Genomic DNA, 21,637 nt, shown 5'->3' on the forward strand with positions numbered 1-21,637 from the left:
TATGAAAATACAAAGGAGATTTTGTTATGGGAAGGTTACATAAGGATGTGGGTGTCTTTGATTATGTTGTTGTAGGGGCGGGGTCGGCTGGGTGCGCAATTGCTAGTCGTTTAAGTGAGGATCAAGATGTTTCAGTGTTATTACTTGAGGCTGGTGGTCGAGATTGGAATCCTTGGATTCATATCCCGGTTGGTTATTTTAAAACCATGCACAACCCGTCAACTGATTGGTGTTATCTAACCGATCGTGATGAAGGTATTGATAATCGACAATTACAATGGCCTAGAGGCAAAGTACTTGGTGGGAGCAGCTCCTTGAACGGGTTGCTATATATACGTGGGCAAAAAGAAGATTATAACGACTGGGCGTCACTTGGTAATGAGGGGTGGAGTTATGACGACGTGCTTCCCTATTTTAAAATGTCTGAATGTCAAAGCCGAGGAAAAGATAAGTACCATGGCGTGGATGGGCCGTTGAAAGTGTCAGATCTTAGACTGAAACGGGATATTGCCGAACGATTTGTGGAGGCAGCTCAAGAGGTAGGTATTCCTTGGAATGATGATTTTAATGGTGAGAACCAAGAAGGAGTAGGCTATTTTCAGCAGACAGCATTTAATGGGTTGAGGTGCAGCAGTGCAAAAGCTTTTTTAACGTCGGCTCGAAAGCGCCATAATTTAACAATATTGACTCATGCACATACCTCCAAGCTTGATATTGTCGATAAGACAGCAAAAGGTGTTGAATTTTTTTGCAATGGAAAAGCAATGTATGTTTCGGCAGCTAAAGAGATTATTGTCAGTGCTGGTGCAATTGGCTCACCGCAAATATTACAGTTGTCTGGAGTTGGCAACAGAGCGGAGTTAGAAGCAGTAGGTGTTGATTGCGTTCATCATTTACCTGGAGTTGGAGAAAACCTTCAAGACCATTTACAAATTCGTCTGGTCTACAAAACTAGTTGTACAACACTGAACGATGAGTTGAGAACACCTTTGCATAAACTGACAGTGGGAGTTAAATATGCTCTGTTTCGCAAAGGTCCTTTAACGTTGGCTGCTAGTCAGGTATGTATTTTCACTCAGTCTTCCTCTGACTTAACAAGGCCTGACATACAGTTTCATATGCAGCCACTCAGTGCGGACAAACCTGGAGAAGGAGTGCACCCATTTTCGGCCTTTACTACTTCGGTTTGTCAATTGCGTCCTGAAAGTCGAGGTCGTGTGAAGATCACCAGCAAAGACTACTCCGTGCACCCTAGTATCCAACCTAACTATCTCTCGCACCCTAAAGATAAAGCTGTTGCAATAAACGCGATAAAGGTAGCGAGAGAAATCACCGATGCGAGTCCTTTATCTTCGGTTATTTCTGAAGAGTTTGTACCAGGTTCAAAGTATCAAACGGATGAACAATTGTTGGAAGCTGCGACAAAATACAGTCAATCCATCTATCACCCCGTTGGTACTTGTAAGATGGGCAATGATGCAATGGCAGTCGTTGATAATGAGCTAAAAGTTCATGGGCTAAAAAGCTTAAGAGTAGCGGATGCATCTATCATGCCTATTATTGTGTCGGGAAATACTAATGCACCGTCTATTATGATCGGTGAAAAATGTGCAGCTATGATAAAAAAAGAAACTAGTCTGTCTAAATCAAAGTCAGCAAAATTGTGCGAAGAAGCGATTTAATGCATCGGGGCTAAATTTAATCTCTAGGTTAGATGTATTACAGCCCCAAATAGTGTTCCCTGCCAATAAGTCATTTGCCAAACCACTGACGAAAATACTCCCAAAAATTACTCTTATGAGTCTATATTTTTGTTCAGAGTAAAAAGAATGGTTGAGGCTCAGAATATCAATACCCTACATTTACCTCTTTTGTTTCGCTTCATCAATCCTATGCAAGAAGACTTATTGCGTCTATAACACGATAGGCGTGCGAATTGCCTGAATTTGACTGCAGGGGAGAGGGGCGGCTTCGGCGCCATACCCACAGCGCATCATTGTCATTTTATATTATTTCGTTACAATGCTCGGATACCTACAAATAGGGCATCTGTATTTGCTTCTATGTGGGTATATTTATTATGCATATATCCCCAATCAGCGTACTCGTTGATTGAAAGACATATATTAAACATTTTCATGTGTTGCTTGGTGTGCAACACCACTGTAAAGGACAAATAATGCCAATTATTACTCTTCCTGACGGTAGTCAGCGTCAATTTGACAACCCTGTATCAACTCTAGATGTTGCCCTATCAATCGGTCCTGGTCTTGCGAAAGCAACCATTGCTGGTCGTGTAGACGGCGAGCGTGTTGATGCTTGTGATCTTATCGAAAACGATGCAAGCCTAGAAATCATCACAGCTAAAGATGAAGTTGATGGCCTTGAGATCGTTCGTCACTCTTGTGCTCACCTTTTAGGCCACGCGGTTAAGCAGCTTTTTCCAGAAGCGAAAATGGCGATCGGTCCTACTATCGATAACGGTTTCTACTACGATATCGACCTTGAGCACTCTCTAACGCAAGAAGATCTAGAAAAGATTGAAAAGCGCATGAAAGAGTTAGCGAAGACCAAGTACCAGGTTGTTAAGAAGAAAGTTAGCTGGCAGGAAGCGCGCGACGCATTCGAAGCTCGCGGCGAGACTTACAAGATTGAAATCTTGGACGAGAACGTTTCTAAAGACGATCGTCCAGGCCTGTACCATCACGAAGAATACATCGATATGTGTCGTGGTCCACACGTGCCTAACATGAGCTTCTGTCAGCACTTTACTCTACTTAACGTAGCGGGTGCTTACTGGCGTGGTAACAGTGACAACAAGATGCTTCAACGTATCTACGGCACTGCATTCCACGACAAGAAGGCGCTTAAAGCTCACCTTGTGCGCCTAGAAGAAGCGGCTAAACGTGACCACCGTAAAATCGGTAAAGCGCTTGACCTATTCCACATGCAGCAAGAAGCACCAGGCATGGTGTTCTGGCACCATAACGGTTGGACTATCTTCCGTGAGCTAGAAGTATTTATTCGTCAAAAACTGACTGAGTACGATTACCAAGAAGTTAAAGGCCCATTAATGATGGACCGTGTTCTTTGGGAACGCTCTGGTCACTGGGATAAGTACGCTGAAGCAATGTTCACAACTTCTTCTGAGAACCGTGAATACGCTATCAAGCCAATGAACTGTCCTGGCCACGTTCAAATCTTCAACCAAGGTTTGAAATCTTACCGTGATCTACCGCTACGTATGGCTGAGTTTGGCTCATGTCACCGTAACGAGCCGTCTGGCGCACTTCACGGCATTATGCGTGTTCGTGGCTTCACTCAAGATGATGCTCACGTATTCTGTACTGAAGACCAAGTTCAACAAGAAGTTAAAGCTTGTATTGATATGGTTTACGATACTTATACAACTTTCGGTTTCGAAAACATTGTTGTTAAGCTATCGACTCGTCCAGAACAGCGTGTAGGTTCAGACGAAATGTGGGACCGTGCAGAGGCTGACCTTAAGCAAGCGCTAGAAGCATTAGAGATTGCATACGAGATTCAAGAAGGCGAGGGTGCGTTCTACGGACCTAAGATTGAATTTACTTTGCATGATTGTTTGGACCGCGCTTGGCAATGTGGTACAGTGCAGCTCGATTTTGCATTACCAGAACGTTTAGGTGCTACTTACGTAGGTGAAGATAACGAGCGTCACACGCCAGTTATGATCCACCGCGCGATTTTAGGTTCACTAGAACGCTTCATCGGTATTCTTATTGAAGAATACGCTGGCTTCTTCCCAACGTGGTTGGCGCCAGAACAAGCAGTTGTCATGGGCATTACAGACAAACAGTCTGAATATGTACAAGAAATTACGAAAAAACTGCAAAAAAGTGGATTTAGAGTCAAAGCAGACTTGAGAAATGAGAAGATTGGCTTTAAAATCCGCGAACATACTTTGAAACGTGTACCGTTCATGCTTGTGTGTGGTGACCAAGAAATGGAAGCCGGCGAAATTGCAGTACGTACACGTAAAGGTAAGGACCTTGGCAAATTTAAAGTGGATGACTTTATTTCATACATCCAAGCCGAGGTTTCAAGCCGTAAGCTCAATCTGGAGGAATAGCTATTAAAGGCGGAAGACGTGGCCAACAACCGGCCAAACAAAACCAGCACCGTTTAAACGGTGACATTCGTGGCGTTCGTGAAGTGCGTCTAACTGGCGCAGACGGCGAAGCTGTTGGTGTAGTATCAATCGCTGAAGCGATGGAAGCTGCAAATGAAGCTGGTATGGATCTTGTAGAGATCAGCCCTAACGCCGAGCCGCCAGTTTGTCGTGTGATGGACTACGGTAAGTTCCTCTTCGAGAAGAGCAAAGCTGCGAAAGAGCAGAAGAAGAAGCAAAAGCAGGTTCAGATCAAGGAAATTAAATTCCGACCTGGAACTGATATTGGAGACTATCAGGTAAAACTACGCAACCTGACTGGTTTCCTAGAAGACGGCAACAAAGTGAAGGTAACAATTCGCTTCCGTGGCCGCGAAATGGCTCACCAAGAAATCGGTGTTGACGTTCTTAATCGTTTGAAAGCGGATACTGAAGAATTTGCAGTAGTCGAATCTTTCCCAACGAGAATTGAAGGTCGCCAGATGATCATGGTGTTGGCCCCTAAAAAGAAGTAATTAACGGCTTTGCAAGTAATTGAACCCTGCAGCCTCAGGTTGCGGGGTTTTATTCGCCCTAATTACTATGTTATTAACAACTCAACAATGCGGAGTTATTCATCATGCCTAAGATGAAAACCAACAAAGGTGCTGCTAAGCGTTTCCAGAAAACTGCTGGTGGTATTAAGTTTAAGCACGCTGGTAAACGTCACATCCTGACTAAGCGTACTACTAAGAACAAGCGTCAGCTACGTCCGAACTCGATCCTTCCTAAATGTGAAGTTGCTCAAGTTCTACGTATGATGCCATACGCTTAATTCTTTTTAGTTTATAAATTCGTTTAGTTTAGGAGAAGCATAATGCCTCGCGTAAAACGTGGTGTACAAGCTCGTGCACGTCATAAGAAAGTTCTAAAACAAGCTAAAGGTTACTACGGAGCACGTTCACGTGTTTACCGCGTAGCTTTCCAAGCAGTTACCAAAGCTGGTCAATACGCTTACCGTGACCGTCGCAACAAGAAACGTCAATTCCGTCAACTTTGGATTGCACGTATCAACGCGGCATCTCGTCAAAATGGTCTATCTTACAGCCGTTTCATCAATGGCCTTAAGAAAGCATCTATCGAGATCGACCGTAAGATTCTTGCTGACATCGCAGTATTCGACAAAGCAGCATTTGCTGTTCTAGTTGAAAAAGCGAAAGCATCTCTATAATTTAGAGTTAGCTTAAAGGTTTAAGAAAAGGAGAACTTCGGTTCTCCTTTTTTATTGCCTGTAATTTAGCTTTGCCATATTTTCTCGCATCTCGCATCTCGCATCTAATTTTTTATTCGCTTGAACAAGCATTCTGGTATATAAACATTTACCTAACCTTTAAATGTTAAGCGACCGAGATAAATGACCGCACCTACTACTATGACGTTCTTCGAACGTTTTGAAACCGATATCCTTTCAGGCAAAAAGACCATTACTATTCGCGATGAATCTGAGCGCGATTACCAGCCGGGCAGTGTTGTAGAAGTATCCACGCTAGAGCAGGGACGTGTATTCTGTAATCTTAAGATCATTAGCGTTGAACCAATCCTGTTTGATGACTTAGGTGAGTTCCATGCTCAGCAAGAGAACATGTCGCTGCAAGTTCTGAAAGATGTGATTCAAGACATCTACCCAGGTATTTCTCAGCTGTATGTTGTCTCTTATGAGTTGGTAGCTTAAGCCAGATTGGATTAGATTGACTAGCTAGGGATGGCGGTTTATGAGTAATAACCAGCAGACACTACTTCAGCTTTACTGTCGTGAACAGCAAGACCAAACGTTACTGTCTAAGAATGACCTTGATAGTGAACTGAGCGAGAGTGCCGATTATTTAAAGTGGTGCGAGAGCAAAAGAAACTTTGTTGAAGAAGATGTCTTAGGGCGTACTTGGGTAAAAAGTTGCCCAGCAGGGTATATTACTGAGGTTCACTTTCATTCGGATGGCAGTCTAACGGAATACCGCTTGTTTGATCGGTTTGAAACTCAAGGTCATTGGCTGTTGAAAAGCGGGTTGCTGCAAGTTGAAATCAGTAAAGGTGACAATCGTTACCAGTTTGATGCGGTTGCGTGTAAAGACTTGAATATCCACTCGGCGGTGGAATATAAAAACCAAGAGCTTCACTCCTACCTTAAGCTTGTTCAGGTGGAAGCTAGTTAACTCGGATTTGACTCATCAAGCTCCAAAAGCAAAAAAGCTAACGTCAAACGTTAGCTTTTTTCATTTCGATCGAACCTTGATTGGCTACTTAGGCTTGGCAGCCCTTATGCGTGATAGTTTTCAAGTTCCTTGTACAGTTCTGAATCTACGTCGTCAGTAGAGCAAACTGTCAATAGGTCTTCAATAAAACACTTGAGAGCGCGAGCTTCGATGCGTCGAATACCCTGTTGCTGCTCTTCAGTCAGGTAACCGTAGATAGTCGCCGCGCCAAAATCACCAAAGATCATTTGACCTTGTTCATTAACCAAGGTGTTGTGCGCATACAAGTCACCGTGGCAAACCTTGTTGTCATGCAGGTGATTAAATACATCAATCATTTGAGTAACGATGTTGTCGATTTGCGCGATTGGAAGTTCGAAACCTTCTGGGAAAGTATCACGCGTGCAAGTATCGAGTGTCGGTGGCAAGCCTAGGTTGTAATGGCAGCTTGGGATAAGCTCCATCACCAACGCAAGGTAATCTTGTTCGTCCACTTGCGCGATAGGCTTCACTAAGTTGCTATGGTGACCAGCTTGAAGACACGCTTCTAGTTCATCATGTGGGTAACCGTCGCTTGTCACTTCGCCTTTGAATACTTTAACCGCCACTTCCTGAGGGAAATCAAAATCACTGTTTAACCAATTAGCATGAGATATCACGCCTGATGCACCTTGACCAAGCACTTGATTCAATGAGTAGCATTGCGAGCTTACTGCAGGCACGCTATCTAAGCTGCTCGGGTGTTTGCAAAATGGATTGCCCGCAAAGGCTAACCAAGCAAGTTTTGGTAGCTTAATAAGGAACTCAGGGAATTCAGTCAGTTGGTTTGCAGACAAGCGGACCAGTTCGAGGTTGGATAGGTCTTCCATACTCTCAGGTAAAGCGCGAAGCTGGTTGCCTGCGAGTGCTAGCTTTTGCAGTCTTGGTCTTTCACCCAGTGAGTTAGGCAGAACTTCGATGGCATTATCTGTCAGAATTAACCAGCGCAATTGAGCGGGTAGGGACTCTTCACTCACTGTTTTGATTTGGTTGGTCTTGAAACCGATCATTTCAAGCTTAGGAAGTGACCCAAGAACATCAGGAAGGTGCGTAAATAGGTTATTCGACGCAAAGATAATACGTAGATTAGTTAGCTGTGTTAACTCTTGTGGAAGCTCCGATAACTGATTCCCTGAAAGATCCAGAATCTCTAGCGAATCGGAGAGCTCTAAGATCTCTAATGGAAACTCGGTGAGACCTTCTGACAGTTTTAAGCGCTTAATACCTTTTAGTTGCCCTGATTTTAATTGTTCTAGAGTATGCAAACCTTAGCCTTATGAATAGATGTTCGAGGCGCGTAGTGTACTTGTCTCAAGTGAGAAAGGCGAGCACCGGAACGATGCTCGTTTAACTAAGCTTAGCGAATGAATTTACGAAGCTTAAAGTTGTATGTGATTTTGGCTTACGCCAACCTCCTCAACAAAATCGGTATCATGACTGACTAGGATGAACGCACCTTGATAGTCACGTAAAGCCGACGCCAATATTTGCTTTGAGTCGATGTCTAGGTGATTGTCTGGTTCATCGAGCAGCAGTAATGGCGAATCCTGTTTATGGCTGACGATCAACATCGCCAGTTTCATTTTCTCTCCACCACTGAGGTGATCGACTTTTCGATATACCGAGTCACGCCTGAATCCAATTCCCGCTAGCAGTGTTCGCGCGTCGCTCTCTGTTAATACAAAGCTATGCGTTATTAAACTATCGAACATCGTATCGTTGGTGTCTAACAGGCCAAAGTGTTGATCCAAATAGACGGTCGCCCCTAAGCGCTTAATCGAGCCTTTATAATTGGCGTGTTGACCGTGAATCGCTTTTAACAGTGTCGACTTTCCACACCCGTTAGCACCGGTTAGATAACACCGTTCCCCTTGTGATAAAGAGAAACTGATTGGCGCACAAGAGCCGTAAATAAGGCGGCAGTTTTCAACGGTTAACAAAGAGCTCTTTTTACTGTTATTACTCTGTTGTAGATACAAGGCCTGTGGTTTTAGTTGTTCCTTTTGTTCTTTAAGAGATTGAAGCTTATGTTGGTTTTGGTCCTTTAAGTTCTTTTGACTAGTGGCTGATGCTCCTTGCGTTCGTCCTGCTTTATCTTTCATCGCATCCAATAATATCTTGGGTTGGCTACCGGACTTTCTGAGTCGATTACCTTGAGACTCACGTTGCTGTGCTTTTTCCTTATTAGCTTGAGCTTGGCGCTCCAGTCGTTTCTTTTCGGATTGGTGATGTGCAATCTGTTTATCTAGTGCATCGGCCTGATTCGACATTTGTTTGAAGTAGTCATCGTAGTTTCCTTTATAGAAACGTAACCCCAAACTGTTGAGATGGTAGATACCTTCCATTTGTCTCAATAAGCTTCGATCATGGCTGACGACAAGTACCTTACCTTCAAACAACTGGCATTGTTCTAGTAGCCAATTGCGTCCGTCGTTATCCAAATGGTTCGAAGGCTCATCGAGGATCAGTATGTCGTTATTTGATACGAATAGCTGATGAAGCTGTAACAGGGCGAGTTGCCCACCACTCAAAGAGCAACAAAGTGTGTTCAAATCACGAGTGATCTTTAATGTACCTAGCAACTGCTGGGTACGCGCCTCCAAATCCCAATCATCGCCAACGATATTGAAGTGCTGCAGTTCACAGCTACCTTGTTCTATGGCGCTTAACGCTTCTAACTTTTCGGTGAGTCCTAAGAAGTCAGCGATGGTGATGTTGGTATCCAGTAGCGTTGATGGTAACTGAGAGTAAAAGCCGATTGAACCTTGGCGCGAAACACTGCCCGTTGTGGGCTGTTTTTGTCCAACGAGCAACGAAAGTAACAATGACTTTCCAGCCCCATTTCTTCCGACTAGGCCTGTGAGGCGAGTGCTCAAATTAAAGGTGATGTTTTTGAATAACCACTCACCAGTATCGAGTTGGAATGAGAGATTATTGGCTAATATAGTCGGCATAGAAATACCTCCCTTTACGTGTAAACGAGTAAAAGGGGTGAGGCGCTTTTCTGTGCAAGCTCCTGCTGGATGCTAACAACAGATCGCCAAAGGCGTTACTTAGATAGATTACCAATGAAAGAGAGAAAGCGGTATTGAGATGGTTCCTGTCTTTGAGGTACTGATCTTAAAGATGTTTGTTTGTCAAAAAACGGATCTTTAAGAGCTTGATTTGTCGCGAAAATAGATGATGAAGTAACGCCCACTAACCCCGAGTGTCCAAATGATTTTTATAAAAATAAATCGGATGTCAGGATGTTAGTACTTCATTATGGCGTTATTCTCTTTTGAAATGATGGTGGGATGGTACTGAAAGAAAGTACTCTGAGTCAATATGTTGAGGTGATTAAATTGTGTTCAAATAATTAAAGCGCCTTTGTGGCGCTTTAGTGATCATTATTGGAAATCAGTTGAGTCTAGAACTTATATCTTTGGGTTTAGAGCTTAGAGCTTAGAGCCTTGGGCTTAAAGCTAAAGCTACTTGGTTTGCCCACCAACGGCGCGCCAACACATATCAAAGCTATCGTTGATGTACTTCGATGTTTGCTCTGGTGGAGACTCGCTTTGTTCAATCAGCCAGTTTGCACAAATCAGAAAGTGGCTATGAATGAAGTGTCTAACAAGGTTAATGTCCAACACCATCAATTCACCATCTTGTTGCCCTTTCAAAATGATCTCGTCTAGCGATGCGAACATCTGTGAAACAATCACTTCTCGAGTTTGAGTCGTTGGGTCGAAATGAACATTGGTGAAGAACTTCATCGCAACCGGATTCTCTAATGCCCACTCAATTCCTGTGATCCACATGAACTTAAAGGTTTGGTAGCGATCTTCTACAGCCACATCAGTGTGCGGTTGAAGGGTCGAGAATAGCTCTAGCTTCAGCTCGCGAAACAGTTCATCAATCAATAGAGATTTATTCTCGAAGTGGTGGAACAACGTCGCTTTTGCCACGCCGGCTGTTTTCGCTATTTGTCCGGTAGATGTGCCCTCTAGCCCTTGTTGAGAGAAGAGCAGGAGTGCAGCATCTAGGATTTTTTGTCTTTTGGTGATCATCTATTGAGTACTTTGAACATCAGTTTCTTGATTGGGTTGTTGTAAGGAGGATGCATTAACTTGGTGAAGTTGATTTTTCCTCTACTTAGAACGGTTTTGGCATGGCTAAGGGTCTTGAAGCCCTCAATGCCGTGATAGTGTCCCATGCCTGAAGGGCCGATGCCACCGAATGGTGCGTCTTCTGCAGCCACATGCACCAAAGAATCATTAATACACACGCCGCCAGAGTGCGTGTCTGATAAAAGCTTGTCTTGGGTTTCTTTATTATGGCTCATTAGGTACAGAGCCAGTGGGCGTTCTCTCTCTGTGATGTAATTGATTGCTTCTTCGATGGAATCATAAGGCACGATAGGCAAAACAGGACCAAACAGCTCTTCTTGCATCGCGAGCATCTCATCGTTCACTTCGGTGAGAAGGTGCGGCGTCATTCTGTGGTTTACATCGTCTTGTGCTTGTTCGGTTACCGTGTGAATAACCGCGCCTTTGGCTTGTGCGTCTTCAATGACACCTTTCAAGCGATTGTATTGGCGCATGTTGATCACTGAGGTTAAGTCTTTGCTCTCAATACCGGCTTTATAAAGCTTCTTGAAATAACGCTTATAGGCTGTGATGAACTCGTCTGATTTTTCTCGCGGCAATAAGATGTAATCAGGCGCTACACATATCTGGCCAGCGTTTAGACTCTTGGCAAACAAGATACGTTCAACAGCGTCAGCTACATCAAAGTCAGGGGCAATGATGGTTGGAGATTTGCCGCCTAATTCCAAGGTAACTGGTGTTAAGTTGTTAGCCGCTGCTCTCATAACGTGTTTACCCACAGCGGTTGAGCCTGTGAAAAGGATATGGTCAAACGGCAGTTGGCTAAATTTAGCGGAAACGTCAGCTTCGCCTTCGATAATCGCAACCTGATCTTCACTAAAGCCTTCGGCCAACATCGCTTTTAAAACTCGGTTGGTCGCTGGAGTAAACTCCGACATCTTGAGCATCGCCGTGTTGCCCGCTGCTAACGCTGTGATCAGAGGGCCTAAAGAGAGCATGACTGGGAAGTTCCAAGGCACGATGATACCAACCACACCTACTGGCTGATAATGCACAGTAATCTTGGCTGGTGTTAGCATCAAGCCGGCTTTTCGACGTGAAGGCTTCAACCACTTCTTAAGGTTTTTATCACTGTAATTGATCTGGTGTAGGGAAGGGGTGATGTCAGCAATTAAGCTGTCGTGCTCTGCTCGATGGCCATAATCTTCTGATACCGCTTCAATTAACTGCTCTTGGTAGCGCATTAATAGTTTTTTCAAGACTGAGAGATCATTTCGTCTCTGATCAAGTGTTGGATTAACGTTGTTACGGTAGTGATCTTGTTGTCGGTTGAATATTTGATCCATGTCGTTGGTGCTCGACGTGTTTGGTTCAAGGTCTAGATTATGGCTCATAGTATCCCCTAAATTCGAAGGCTGACCGATTGGTTGGTCAGTTAAAATTACAAGAAGATTGAACCGAATACAAGATATGCGCGAGAAAAGTTCAAAAATTGAGCGGTTACAACATTGAAGTGAGCGAGTTCTAGTAGGAAGAATGAAGTGTTTATCGGCATCGAATCGCGGGACACAAGCTGTGTTGGTGATAGCGAGAGTTCAGATTGTGAAGTGCTTATATTTGTCACAACTCTGACTTAACCTCACTCAATTTACTAAAAATCTTTTGGTTTCTGCACATTTTTTCTCCCTAATTTAATGTGAGAAATTGCTTTATATTTAATGCGCTTCAGCCTGTTTTTTACCCTAAAACCTTGTAATTCCTTACCTGTCATTTTAAGTCGATCTGTCGATAAAAAAACGTAATCGTCACCACAAATATCAATGGTTGGACTCGCTCTTAATAATATCGGTTAATGCAGCCAACAAATCGTTTTTGAACGCTTTTTGTTGGGTTATACCTCGCTATTCCAAAGAGGTATCTTCTGTCGATGGCCCTATAGTGTGAGGTCTCTAGAATTGGAAAATTCGGTTAATTTGGAACGCATCCGTGCTGAGTATAATGTAAAGCACTGGAGCCAAGGTTTTTATGGAATTGATGATAACGGTGAGGTGTATGTTTCACCGAGCGAGACGGATCATCAAGTCCCACTAAGTAAGATCGTAAAACAGTTAGAGCAAAGAAATATTGGTTTACCTGCTCTTGTGCGTTTTCCTCAAATAGTGCATCAACGTGTGCACAATATCTGTAACGCATTTAACCAAGCGATCGACGAATATCAGTACGACAATCGTTACCTACTTGTTTATCCGATTAAAGTTAACCAACAAAAAGAAGTGGTTGATGAGATCTTAGCGAGCCAAGCTCAATTAGAGCAAAAGCAGCTAGGACTAGAGGCGGGCAGCAAACCTGAACTATTAGCGGTACTGGCGTTGGCTCAAAAAGCGAGCTCTGTGATCGTGTGTAACGGTTACAAAGACAGAGAATACATCCGCCTTGCACTGATTGGCGAAAAGCTAGGCCACAAAGTCTTTATCGTTCTAGAGAAGTTGTCTGAGCTTGATCTTGTTCTTTCTGAAGCGAAAGCACTTGGCGTAAAACCTCGTTTGGGTTTACGTATTCGTCTTGCTTCTCAAGGTGCAGGTAAATGGCAAGCAAGTGGTGGTGAGAAGTCGAAATTCGGTTTGTCTGCATCACAAGTGCTTACTGTTATCGAACGCTTGAAAGCCGAAGACCAGCTGGATGTACTTGAACTCGTGCACTTCCACCTAGGTTCACAAATGGCAAACATTCGTGACGTGCGAAATGGCGTGAGTGAAGCGGCTCGTTTCTACTGTGAACTGCGTGATATTGGCGCTCAACTGAAGTTCTTAGATGTTGGTGGTGGCTTGGCAGTCGATTACGACGGCACGCGTAGCCAATCTTCAAACTCAATGAATTACGGCTTGCTTGAGTACGCTCGTAACATCGTGATGACAGTAGGGGATATTTGTAAACTCTACAATCAGCCACAACCTGTGATTATTTCGGAGTCTGGTCGCTCACTGACTGCGCACCATGCTGTGTTGATCACCAACGTGATTGGTACTGAAAGCTACTCACCGGAAGATATGGCTGCGCCAGAAGCAGACGCACCACTGTTGCTAAACAACATGTGGAAGAACTTCTTAGAGTTAGATGCAGGTAATGATGACCGTGCGTTGATTGAGATCTATAACGACACTCAGAGCGATATTGCAGAAGCGCACAACCAATTTGCGACCGGTATGCTGAATCTTCAGCATCGTGCTTGGGCAGAGCAAATGTCTTTGCGTATTAACTACGAGCTTAGCACTCGCATGAGCACAAAGAACCGTTACCACCGTCCAATTTTGGATGAGTTGAGCGAGCGTTTAGCGGACAAGTTCTTCGTGAACTTTTCACTATTCCAGTCATTGCCAGATGCTTGGGGTATTGATCAGGTGTTCCCTGTATTGCCACTGAGCGGTTTAGATAATGCGGATGAGCGTCGTGCTGTGGTGTTGGACATCACTTGTGACTCTGACGGTACGATTGACCAGTATGTTGATGGTCAAGGCATTGAAACAACATTGCCAGTGCCAGCGTGGAACCCAGATGAACCATACCTAATGGGCTTCTTCCTAGTAGGCGCGTACCAAGAGATCTTGGGCGATATGCATAACCTATTTGGTGATACGCACAGTGTTGTGGTGAATGTTGATGAAAGCGGAGAAGCGAACATTGACTACATCAACGAAGGCGACACAGTAGAAGACATGATGCGTTACGTTCATATCGATATGGACCTAATTCGTCAGAAGTACAAAGAATTGGTCACCGCGAAAGTACCAGCGCAAGAGCAGCAAAGCGTACTTGAAGAGTTAGAGCAAGGCTTGATGGGTTACACCTATCTTGAGGATTTTTAATGAACGATCTATTTACGAAACCAGATTACTCGTTGTACTCCAATGCGATGACGTTTATGCGTCGTCCATTGGTGCAAAACCCAATCGACAACGATGCTGATGTGGTTGTGTTGGGCGCGCCGTTAGATATGGCGACGTCTGGTCGTCCGGGTGCTCGTATGGGACCTGATGCGATTCGTCGTGCGTCAGTAAACTTGGCGTGGGAAGGTAAAAAATTCCCTTGGGACTTCAATGTATTTGAACACACCTCGGTCATTGATGCTGGCGACCTTGTGTTTGATTGCGGTGATGCAGAAGACCTAACTCAACGTTTAGAAGCAGCGGCTGATGCGATTCTAAACAGTGGTAAAACTCTGTTAGGTTTAGGTGGCGATCACTTCATTACACTGCCTTTGTTAAGAGCATATGGCAAGAAGTACGGTGAGATGGCTCTGATTCACTTCGACGCGCACACTGACACTTACAGTCAGGGTAGTCGTTACGATCACGGTACTATGTTCTACCATGCGCCAAATGAAGGTTTAATTTCGCCTGAACATTCAGTGCAAATTGGTATTCGTACAGAGTACAAGCAGGAAGGGCACGGCTTTAACGTTATTAACGCGATGCAAGCGAACGACATGAGCGTGGACGATATCATTGCTCAAGTGAAAGGTATTGTTGGTAATAAGCCAGTGTACTTAACGTTTGATATCGATTGTCTGGATCCTGCTTTTGCTCCGGGTACCGGCACACCAGTATGTGGTGGTTTGAACTCAGATAAAGTGCTCAAAATCATCCGTGGCTTACAGGGTATCAACATGGTTGGTATGGACGTTGTAGAAGTGTCTCCTGCCTATGACCAAAGCGAAATTACGGCATTGGCTGGTGCGACGATTGCTCTCGAGCTGCTTTACGTCTGGACTGCAAATCGCCTTGCTAAATAGTTGTGTGTCATTGCTAACAGCATAACGCTATATACTGATTTTAAAGCCCACTAAGGTTCAACTTAGTGGGCTTTTTTTGGATACCTCGAAATATCCATTTGCAACTTCTACTCATTGTCCCTGCATACCCATTCAATACTCTAATTGTTGTATATGTAATTGACGCCATATACGGTGTTTGAACAGTTTCTCATCAGCTTTATGCTGCACCTTGTCTCAAATATGGGATTTAGTTCTTCTTTGGGGTTTAGGTATATATCGACCCTATCAATCGCCCATAAATCCTAATGATTTATCAACTTTATTACTGTATATATTTATAAAAATTTGAGGTGTAATTAAGATATGCTTTTTATTGCATATTAATCAACACCCTATAAACTTTTGCTTAGTCCATGAACAAACTAAAGTGAATGCCTAGATTTGTGAAAAGAAGTCACTTCGCACAGACATGACATTTCGGATAATGAAGACTAGGCTTAAGGTTAAGTAAACTATAAAAAAAACAGGCGAAACAGAACTGACTCATCACATACATCAGTCTATGTAATTGATTGTTAATGCAGAGAATAAGTTCTGAATATAATTTAAGCCTGAAACCGTTATTACTATCATTTTCACGATGTTGGGCAATACAGCATTTTGTGACCTCGGGGGATATATGGGTATTGAAGTTTCGCGCCAAGCTGCAGTTGTAGAGGTAGTGAGTGGAGAAGTCATTGCAGTTAAGTCTGACGGAAGCGCACGGAAAATTTCAGCTGGAGATATTATTCGTGAAAACGAGATTGTTATCACTGCCAACCAAGCAGAGCTTGTATTAGGTACCCCAAACGGTGTCACTGAGGTGGCAAGCAATTGCGTTGGCTGTGTTGATCAAGATTTAGCGTGGGCTGATGCTCCGATCGCTGGAGAAGTTAATTTTGATTTACAGCAAGCCGATGCGGGAGATTTTGATGATGAATTTGCTGCTATCCAAGAAGCCATTTTAGGTGGTGCCGATCCGACTCAAATCTTAGAGGCAACAGCGGCTGGTGGCGGACTAGGCTCTGCAAATGCCGGCTTTGTGACGATTGACTATAACTACACTGAAACTCATCCATCGACTTTCTTTGAGACCGCTGGTCTAGCAGAACAAACTGTTGATGAAGACAGAGAAGAATTCAGATCTATCACTCGTTCATCAGGTGGTCAATCAATCAGTGAAACACTGACTGAAGGCTCCATATCTGGCAATACTTATCCCCAATCTATAACAACCACAGAAACGATTATTGCTGGTAGTTTAGCTCTCGCTCCTGACTCTTTCGTACCAGAAACGCTATCCCTCGCTTCACTGCTTAGTGAATTAAACAGCGACATTACTTCAAGTGGCCAGCCCGTCACCTTCACGTATGACGCGGCGACTAATTCTATCATTGGTGTTCAAGGTACCGACGAAGTATTACGTATCGACATTGATGCCGTCAGTGTTGGCAATAACATTGAGCTTTCTCTAACCACAACGATTTCTCAACCGATTGATCATGTACCGTCTGTTGGCGGTGGTCAGGTTTCTTATACAGGCGATCAAATTAACATCACTTTTGATATTCAAGGTGAAGACTCCGCCGGAAACCCATTAGCAACACCAATCAATGCGCAAGTCGCCGTGGTTGATGGGATAGATCCGTCAGCTGAAAGTGTCAATATCACTAACGTTGAAACTAGCAGCGCGGCAATCGAAGGAACGTTCTCCAATATTGGTAGTGATAATCTTCAATCAGTCGTATTTGATGCAAGTGCACTCGACCAGTTTGATGGGTTGCTCAGTGACAATCAAAACACGCTTGCGAGACTGTCTGACGATGGAACAACGATTACTCTGTCCATCCAAGGTCGAGGTGAGGTTGTTCTCACTATCTCTCTAGATACCGATGGCACCTATAAATTCGAGCAGTCTAATCCGATAGAACAAGTGGGTACCGATTCACTGACGTTCGCTTTGCCAATCACGATTACCGATTTTGACCAAGATGTTGTAACCAATACGATCAACATTGCCATTACTGATGGCGATAGCCCTGTTATCACTAATGTTGACAGTATTGATGTTGATGAAGCGGGTATTGTTGGCGGCTCACAAGAGGGCACGGCGCCAGTGTCTGGCACTGGCAGTATCACCGCGGACATTTTTGAAAGTGACATCATTGACCATTATGAACTTGAACCTGCAGAATTTAATACTGGTGGCAGCTTGGTTTCAAATGGCGAGGCTGTGCTACTTGAGTTGATTGATGAAACCAACGGTGTAAGAACTTACGAAGGTTATGTTGAGGTCAATGGTTCGAGAATTACGGTCTTTGACGTTAAAATTGATAGCCCTTCATTGGGGAGCTACGAATTTAATCTGTATGAAGACCTTTCACATCAAGGCGCTGAAGATACGCTGCTAACTTTTGCATTGCCAATTTATGCTGTTGATGCCGATGGCGACCGTTCTGCACTGTCTGGAGGCTCTAGTACACCAGAAGCCGCTGAGATCCTCGTTAATGTTAAAGACGATGTACCAGTGATGACAGCACCTACAGGGGAAACAGTTGTCGATGAGGATGACCTCACTGGTATTGGTTCCGATCAATCTGAAGACACCATTATTAATGGATTATTCACGGTTGATGAAGGCGCCGATGGTGTTGCGAAGTATGAACTGGTTGATGAAGATTTGGTTCTGACTGGCTTAACCTCTGATGGAGAAAGTCTAGAGTGGCAAGCTGTTTCACAAAACGGCACAACATTTACTTATGTTGCTCAAACTGCAACGAGTAATGAAGCGGTGTTCGAGATTATTTTCGATACCTCAGATAACAGTTATCAATTCGAACTGTTTAAACCAATTAAGCACCCTGGTGGCGCGGCTGAAAACACCATTGACCTTAATTTCTCTGTTGTGGCTGAAGATTCCGACCAAGATAAATCGAATGCGGTCGATCTGCAGATCACGGTGACGGATGATGTGCCAACCATCACTGATACGACTGTTGCGAGTACGTTTGTCGTTGATGAAGATGATTTAGGCACTGTTGTCGCTCAGGCGACAGGCTCGTTTGTTACCACAGAAGGTGCTGACCAAGCTGAGGTTTACGAACTACGCAATATCTCAACGCTGGAAGCGACGCTATCGTCGGGCAATGAAGGTATTAAGATCACTGAGATCACAGGTGCCGCTAACACGACCACCTACCAAGGCGCAACTGACGCGAGCGGGACGCCAATCTTCACATTAGTACTGACTGATGATGGTGCTTACACGTTTACCTTGCTTGGTCCTCTCAATCACGCTACGACACCGAGCAACCTCGATACATTAACCATACCGTTTGATGTTGTTGTTGTTGATCGTGATGGGGATGATTCTAACCAATATGTATTGCCAATCGAGGTGCTTGATGGTGCGCCAGTAATGACGGCGCCGACTGGTGAAATGGTTGTCGATGAAGACGATCTTACTGGTATTGGTTCAGATCAATCTGAAGGTACCATTATTAATGGGTTATTCACGGTTGATGAAGGCGCCGATGGCGTCGTGAAGTATGAGTTGGTCGATGAAGATTTGGTTCTGACTGGCTTAACCTCTGATGGAGAAAGTTTAGAGTGGCAAGCTGTTTCACAAAGCGGCACAACATTTACTTACATTGCTCAAACAGCAGCGAGTAATGAAGCGGTGTTCGAGATTATTTTCGATACCTCGGATAACAGCTATCAATTCGAACTGTTTAAACCAATTAAACACCCTGATGGCTCTGATGAAAACACGATTGACCTTAACTTCTCTGTTGTTGCAGAAGATTTCGACCAAGATAAATCGAATGCGATCGATCTGAAGATCACAGTGACGGATGATGTGCCAACCATCACTGATACGACGGTTGCGAGTACGTTTGTCGTTGATGAAGGCGATTTAGGCTCTGTTATCGCTCAGGCGGCAGGCTCGTTTGTTACCACGGAAGGTGCAGACCAAGTCGAGGTTTACGAACTACGCAATATCTCAACGCTGGAAGCGACGTTATCGTCGGGCAATGAAGGTATTAAGATCACTGAGATCACAGGTGCCGCTAACACGACCACCTACCAAGGGGCAACTGACCTAGGTGGAACGCCAATTTTTACACTAGTACTGACTGATGACGGTGCTTATACGTTTACCTTGCTTGGCCCTCTCAATCACGCTACGACACCAAATAACCTCGATACATTAACAATACCGTTTGATGTTGTTGCTGTTGATGGTGACGGCGATGATTCTAACCAATATGTATTGCCAATTGAGGTGCTCGATGATGCGCCAACTATCACTGATACGACTGTTGGGAGTACATTTGTCGTTGATGAAGATGATCTTGGGTCTGTTGTGTCTCAGGCGACAGGTGCATTTGTTACGACAGAAGGTGCTGACCTAGTAGAAGTTTACGAACTGCGTAATGTCTCAGCGCTTGAAGCGACATTAACCTCTGGAACTGAAGCTATTTCTATTACAGAAATCACAGGGGCGACTAACACAACGACCTATCAAGGTACGACGACAAGCGGGACTCCTGTCTTCACGCTCGCGCTAGCGAATGATGGCTCTTATACCTTTACGTTGTTAGGTCCTCTAAATCATCCTACAAGTCCGAATTCCAATACCTTAACGATTCCATTCGATGTCGTTGCGGTTGATGGCGATGGCGATGATTCTAACCAATATGTATTGCCAATCGAGGTGCTCGATGATACGCCAGTAATGACAGCGCCGACTGGTGACATGGTTGTCGATGAAGACGATCTTACTGGCATTGGTTCAGATCAATCTGAAGATACCATTATTAATGGGTTATTCACGGTTGATGAAGGTGCCGATGGTGTTGTGCAGTATGAACTGGTTGATGAAGATTTGGTTCTGACTGGCTTAACCTCTGATGGAGAAAGTTTAGAGTGGCAACCTGTTTCACAAAGCGGCACAACATTTACTTACGTTGCTCAAACAGCAGCGAGTAATGAAGCGGTGTTCGAAATTATTTTCGATACCTCAAACAACAGCTATCAGTTTGAACTGTTTAAACCTCTCAAGCACCCTGATGGTGCCGATGAAAACGTGATTAACCTTAATTTTTCTGTTGTTGCAGAAGATTTCGACCAAGATAAATCGAATGCGATCGATTTGAAGATCACGGTGACGGATGATGTGCCAACCATCACTGATACGACTATTGCTAGTACGTTTGTCGTTGATGAAGACGATTTAGGCTCTGTTGTCGCTCAGGCGACAGGATCGTTTGTTACCACGGAAGGTGCAGACCAAGTAGAGGCTTACGAACTACGTAATATCTCAACGCTAGAAGCGACGCTATCGTCGGGCAATGAAGGTATTAAGATCACTGAAATCACAGGTGCTGCTAACACGACCACCTACCAAGGTGCAACGGACTCAGGCGGAACGCCAATCTTCACATTAGTGCTGACTGATGACGGTGCTTATACGTTTACTTTACTTGGCCCTCTCAATCACGCTACGACACCAAATAACCTCGATACATTAACAATATCGTTTGATGTTGTAGCCGTTGATGGTGACGGCGATGATTCTAACCAATATGTATTGCCAATTGAGGTGCTCGATGATGCGCCAACTATCACTGATACGACTGTTGGGAGTACATTTGTCGTTGATGAAGATGATCTTGGGTCTGTGGTGTCTCAAGCAACAGGTGCATTTGTTACGACAGAAGGTGCTGACCTAGTAGAAGTTTACGAACTGCGTAATGTCTCAGCGCTTGAAGCGACATTAACCTCTGGAACTGAAGCGATTTCTATTACAGAAATCACCGGGGCGGCTAACACGACGACCTATCAAGGTACGACGACAAGCGGGACTCCTATCTTCACGCTCGCGCTAGCGAATGATGGCTCTTATACGTTTACGCTGTTAGGTCCTTTAAATCATCCAACAAGTCCGAATTCTAATACCTTAACGATTCCATTCGATGTCGTTGCGGTTGATGGCGATGGAGATGATTCTAATCAGTATGTATTGCCAATCGAGGTGCTCGATGATGTGCCTGTGATGACGGCGCCGACTGGTGACACCGTTGTCGATGAAGACGATCTTACTGGCATTGGTTCGGATCAATCTGAAGACACAATTATCAACGGGCTGTTCACGGTCGATGAAGGCGCCGATGGTGTTGTGAAGTATGAGTTGGTCGATGAAGATTTGGTTCTGACTGGCTTAACTTCTGATGGAGAAAGTTTAGAGTGGCAAGCTGTTTCACAAAGCGGCACAACATTTACTTACGTTGCTCAAACAGCAACGAGTAATGAAGCGGTGTTC

14 protein-coding genes are annotated in these 21,637 nt (G+C 44.2%); 10 read left to right on the top strand and 4 right to left on the bottom strand.

Annotated elements, in window-relative coordinates:
- The first annotated feature begins 26 nt into the window (after positions 1-26).
- The 7 genes from AB4482_RS08960 (at position 27) to AB4482_RS08990 (ending at position 6,336) form a co-directional block, all read left to right on the top strand.
- Complete coding sequence (locus AB4482_RS08960; RefSeq protein WP_372133515.1) at positions 27-1,682, top strand: GMC family oxidoreductase; 1,656 nt, start codon at positions 27-29, stop codon at positions 1,680-1,682.
- A 497-nt stretch (positions 1,683-2,179) separates the two neighbouring features.
- Positions 2,180-4,108: a threonine--tRNA ligase gene (gene thrS / locus AB4482_RS08965; protein WP_048659527.1), complete on the top strand. Its 1,929-nt coding sequence runs from the start codon at positions 2,180-2,182 to the stop codon at positions 4,106-4,108.
- A gap of 2 nt (positions 4,109-4,110) precedes the next feature.
- Positions 4,111-4,662: a translation initiation factor IF-3 gene (gene infC, locus AB4482_RS08970; RefSeq protein ID WP_076654893.1), complete on the top strand. Its 552-nt coding sequence runs from the start codon at positions 4,111-4,113 to the stop codon at positions 4,660-4,662.
- Positions 4,663-4,766: 104 nt separating this feature from the next.
- The gene (rpmI, locus tag AB4482_RS08975; RefSeq protein WP_004738430.1) at positions 4,767-4,961 is read left to right on the top strand and encodes a 50S ribosomal protein L35; all 195 of its coding nucleotides are present in this window, start codon (positions 4,767-4,769) and stop codon (positions 4,959-4,961) included.
- Between the two features lie 42 nt (positions 4,962-5,003).
- Positions 5,004-5,357, top strand: a complete 354-nt coding sequence (gene rplT / locus AB4482_RS08980) for a 50S ribosomal protein L20 (protein WP_004733517.1) — start codon at positions 5,004-5,006, stop codon at positions 5,355-5,357.
- Between the two features lie 183 nt (positions 5,358-5,540).
- Positions 5,541-5,858, top strand: a complete 318-nt coding sequence (gene yqfB / locus AB4482_RS08985) for a N(4)-acetylcytidine aminohydrolase (RefSeq protein ID WP_102480633.1) — start codon at positions 5,541-5,543, stop codon at positions 5,856-5,858.
- Positions 5,859-5,898: 40 nt separating this feature from the next.
- Entirely contained in the window at positions 5,899-6,336 is a 438-nt protein-coding gene (locus AB4482_RS08990) for a hypothetical protein (RefSeq protein WP_048663542.1), read from the top strand.
- 104 nt (positions 6,337-6,440) lie between these two features.
- Here the strand turns inward: AB4482_RS08990 and AB4482_RS08995 are convergent, their stop codons facing one another.
- The 4 genes from AB4482_RS08995 to AB4482_RS09010 form a co-directional block, all read right to left on the bottom strand.
- The gene (locus AB4482_RS08995) at positions 6,441-7,679 is read right to left on the bottom strand and encodes a leucine-rich repeat-containing protein kinase family protein (protein ID WP_372180801.1); all 1,239 of its coding nucleotides are present in this window, start codon (positions 7,677-7,679) and stop codon (positions 6,441-6,443) included.
- A gap of 114 nt (positions 7,680-7,793) precedes the next feature.
- Positions 7,794-9,368 (bottom strand): ABC-F family ATP-binding cassette domain-containing protein, encoded by a 1,575-nt coding sequence (locus AB4482_RS09000; protein ID WP_372180802.1) that lies wholly within the window; start codon positions 9,366-9,368, stop codon positions 7,794-7,796.
- A gap of 516 nt (positions 9,369-9,884) precedes the next feature.
- Positions 9,885-10,463 carry a TetR/AcrR family transcriptional regulator gene (locus AB4482_RS09005; RefSeq protein WP_017066051.1) on the bottom strand — a complete coding sequence of 193 codons (579 nt, stop codon included), beginning with the start codon at positions 10,461-10,463 and terminating at the stop codon, positions 9,885-9,887.
- Positions 10,460-11,896 (bottom strand): coniferyl aldehyde dehydrogenase, encoded by a 1,437-nt coding sequence (locus AB4482_RS09010; RefSeq protein WP_017070227.1) that lies wholly within the window; start codon positions 11,894-11,896, stop codon positions 10,460-10,462. Before AB4482_RS09010 ends, AB4482_RS09005 begins: the two co-directional genes overlap by 4 nt.
- 561 nt (positions 11,897-12,457) lie before the next feature.
- Here AB4482_RS09010 and speA point away from each other — a divergent pair.
- The 3 genes from speA to AB4482_RS09025 all read left to right on the top strand — a co-directional run.
- On the top strand, positions 12,458-14,365 hold the full coding sequence (speA, locus tag AB4482_RS09015; protein ID WP_065585203.1) for an arginine decarboxylase: 1,908 nt from the start codon (positions 12,458-12,460) through the stop codon (positions 14,363-14,365).
- Entirely contained in the window at positions 14,365-15,291 is a 927-nt protein-coding gene (gene speB / locus AB4482_RS09020) for an agmatinase (protein WP_136973983.1), read from the top strand. The genes speA and speB overlap by 1 nt, the downstream gene beginning before the upstream one ends.
- 661 nt (positions 15,292-15,952) lie before the next feature.
- Positions 15,953-21,637, top strand: a 5,685-nt coding sequence (locus tag AB4482_RS09025) for a retention module-containing protein (RefSeq protein ID WP_372180803.1), incomplete at its 3' end; no start/stop codon positions are given.

Source organism: Vibrio sp. 10N.222.55.C7 (assembly GCF_041473335.1).
GTDB lineage: Bacteria > Pseudomonadota > Gammaproteobacteria > Enterobacterales > Vibrionaceae > Vibrio > Vibrio crassostreae_C.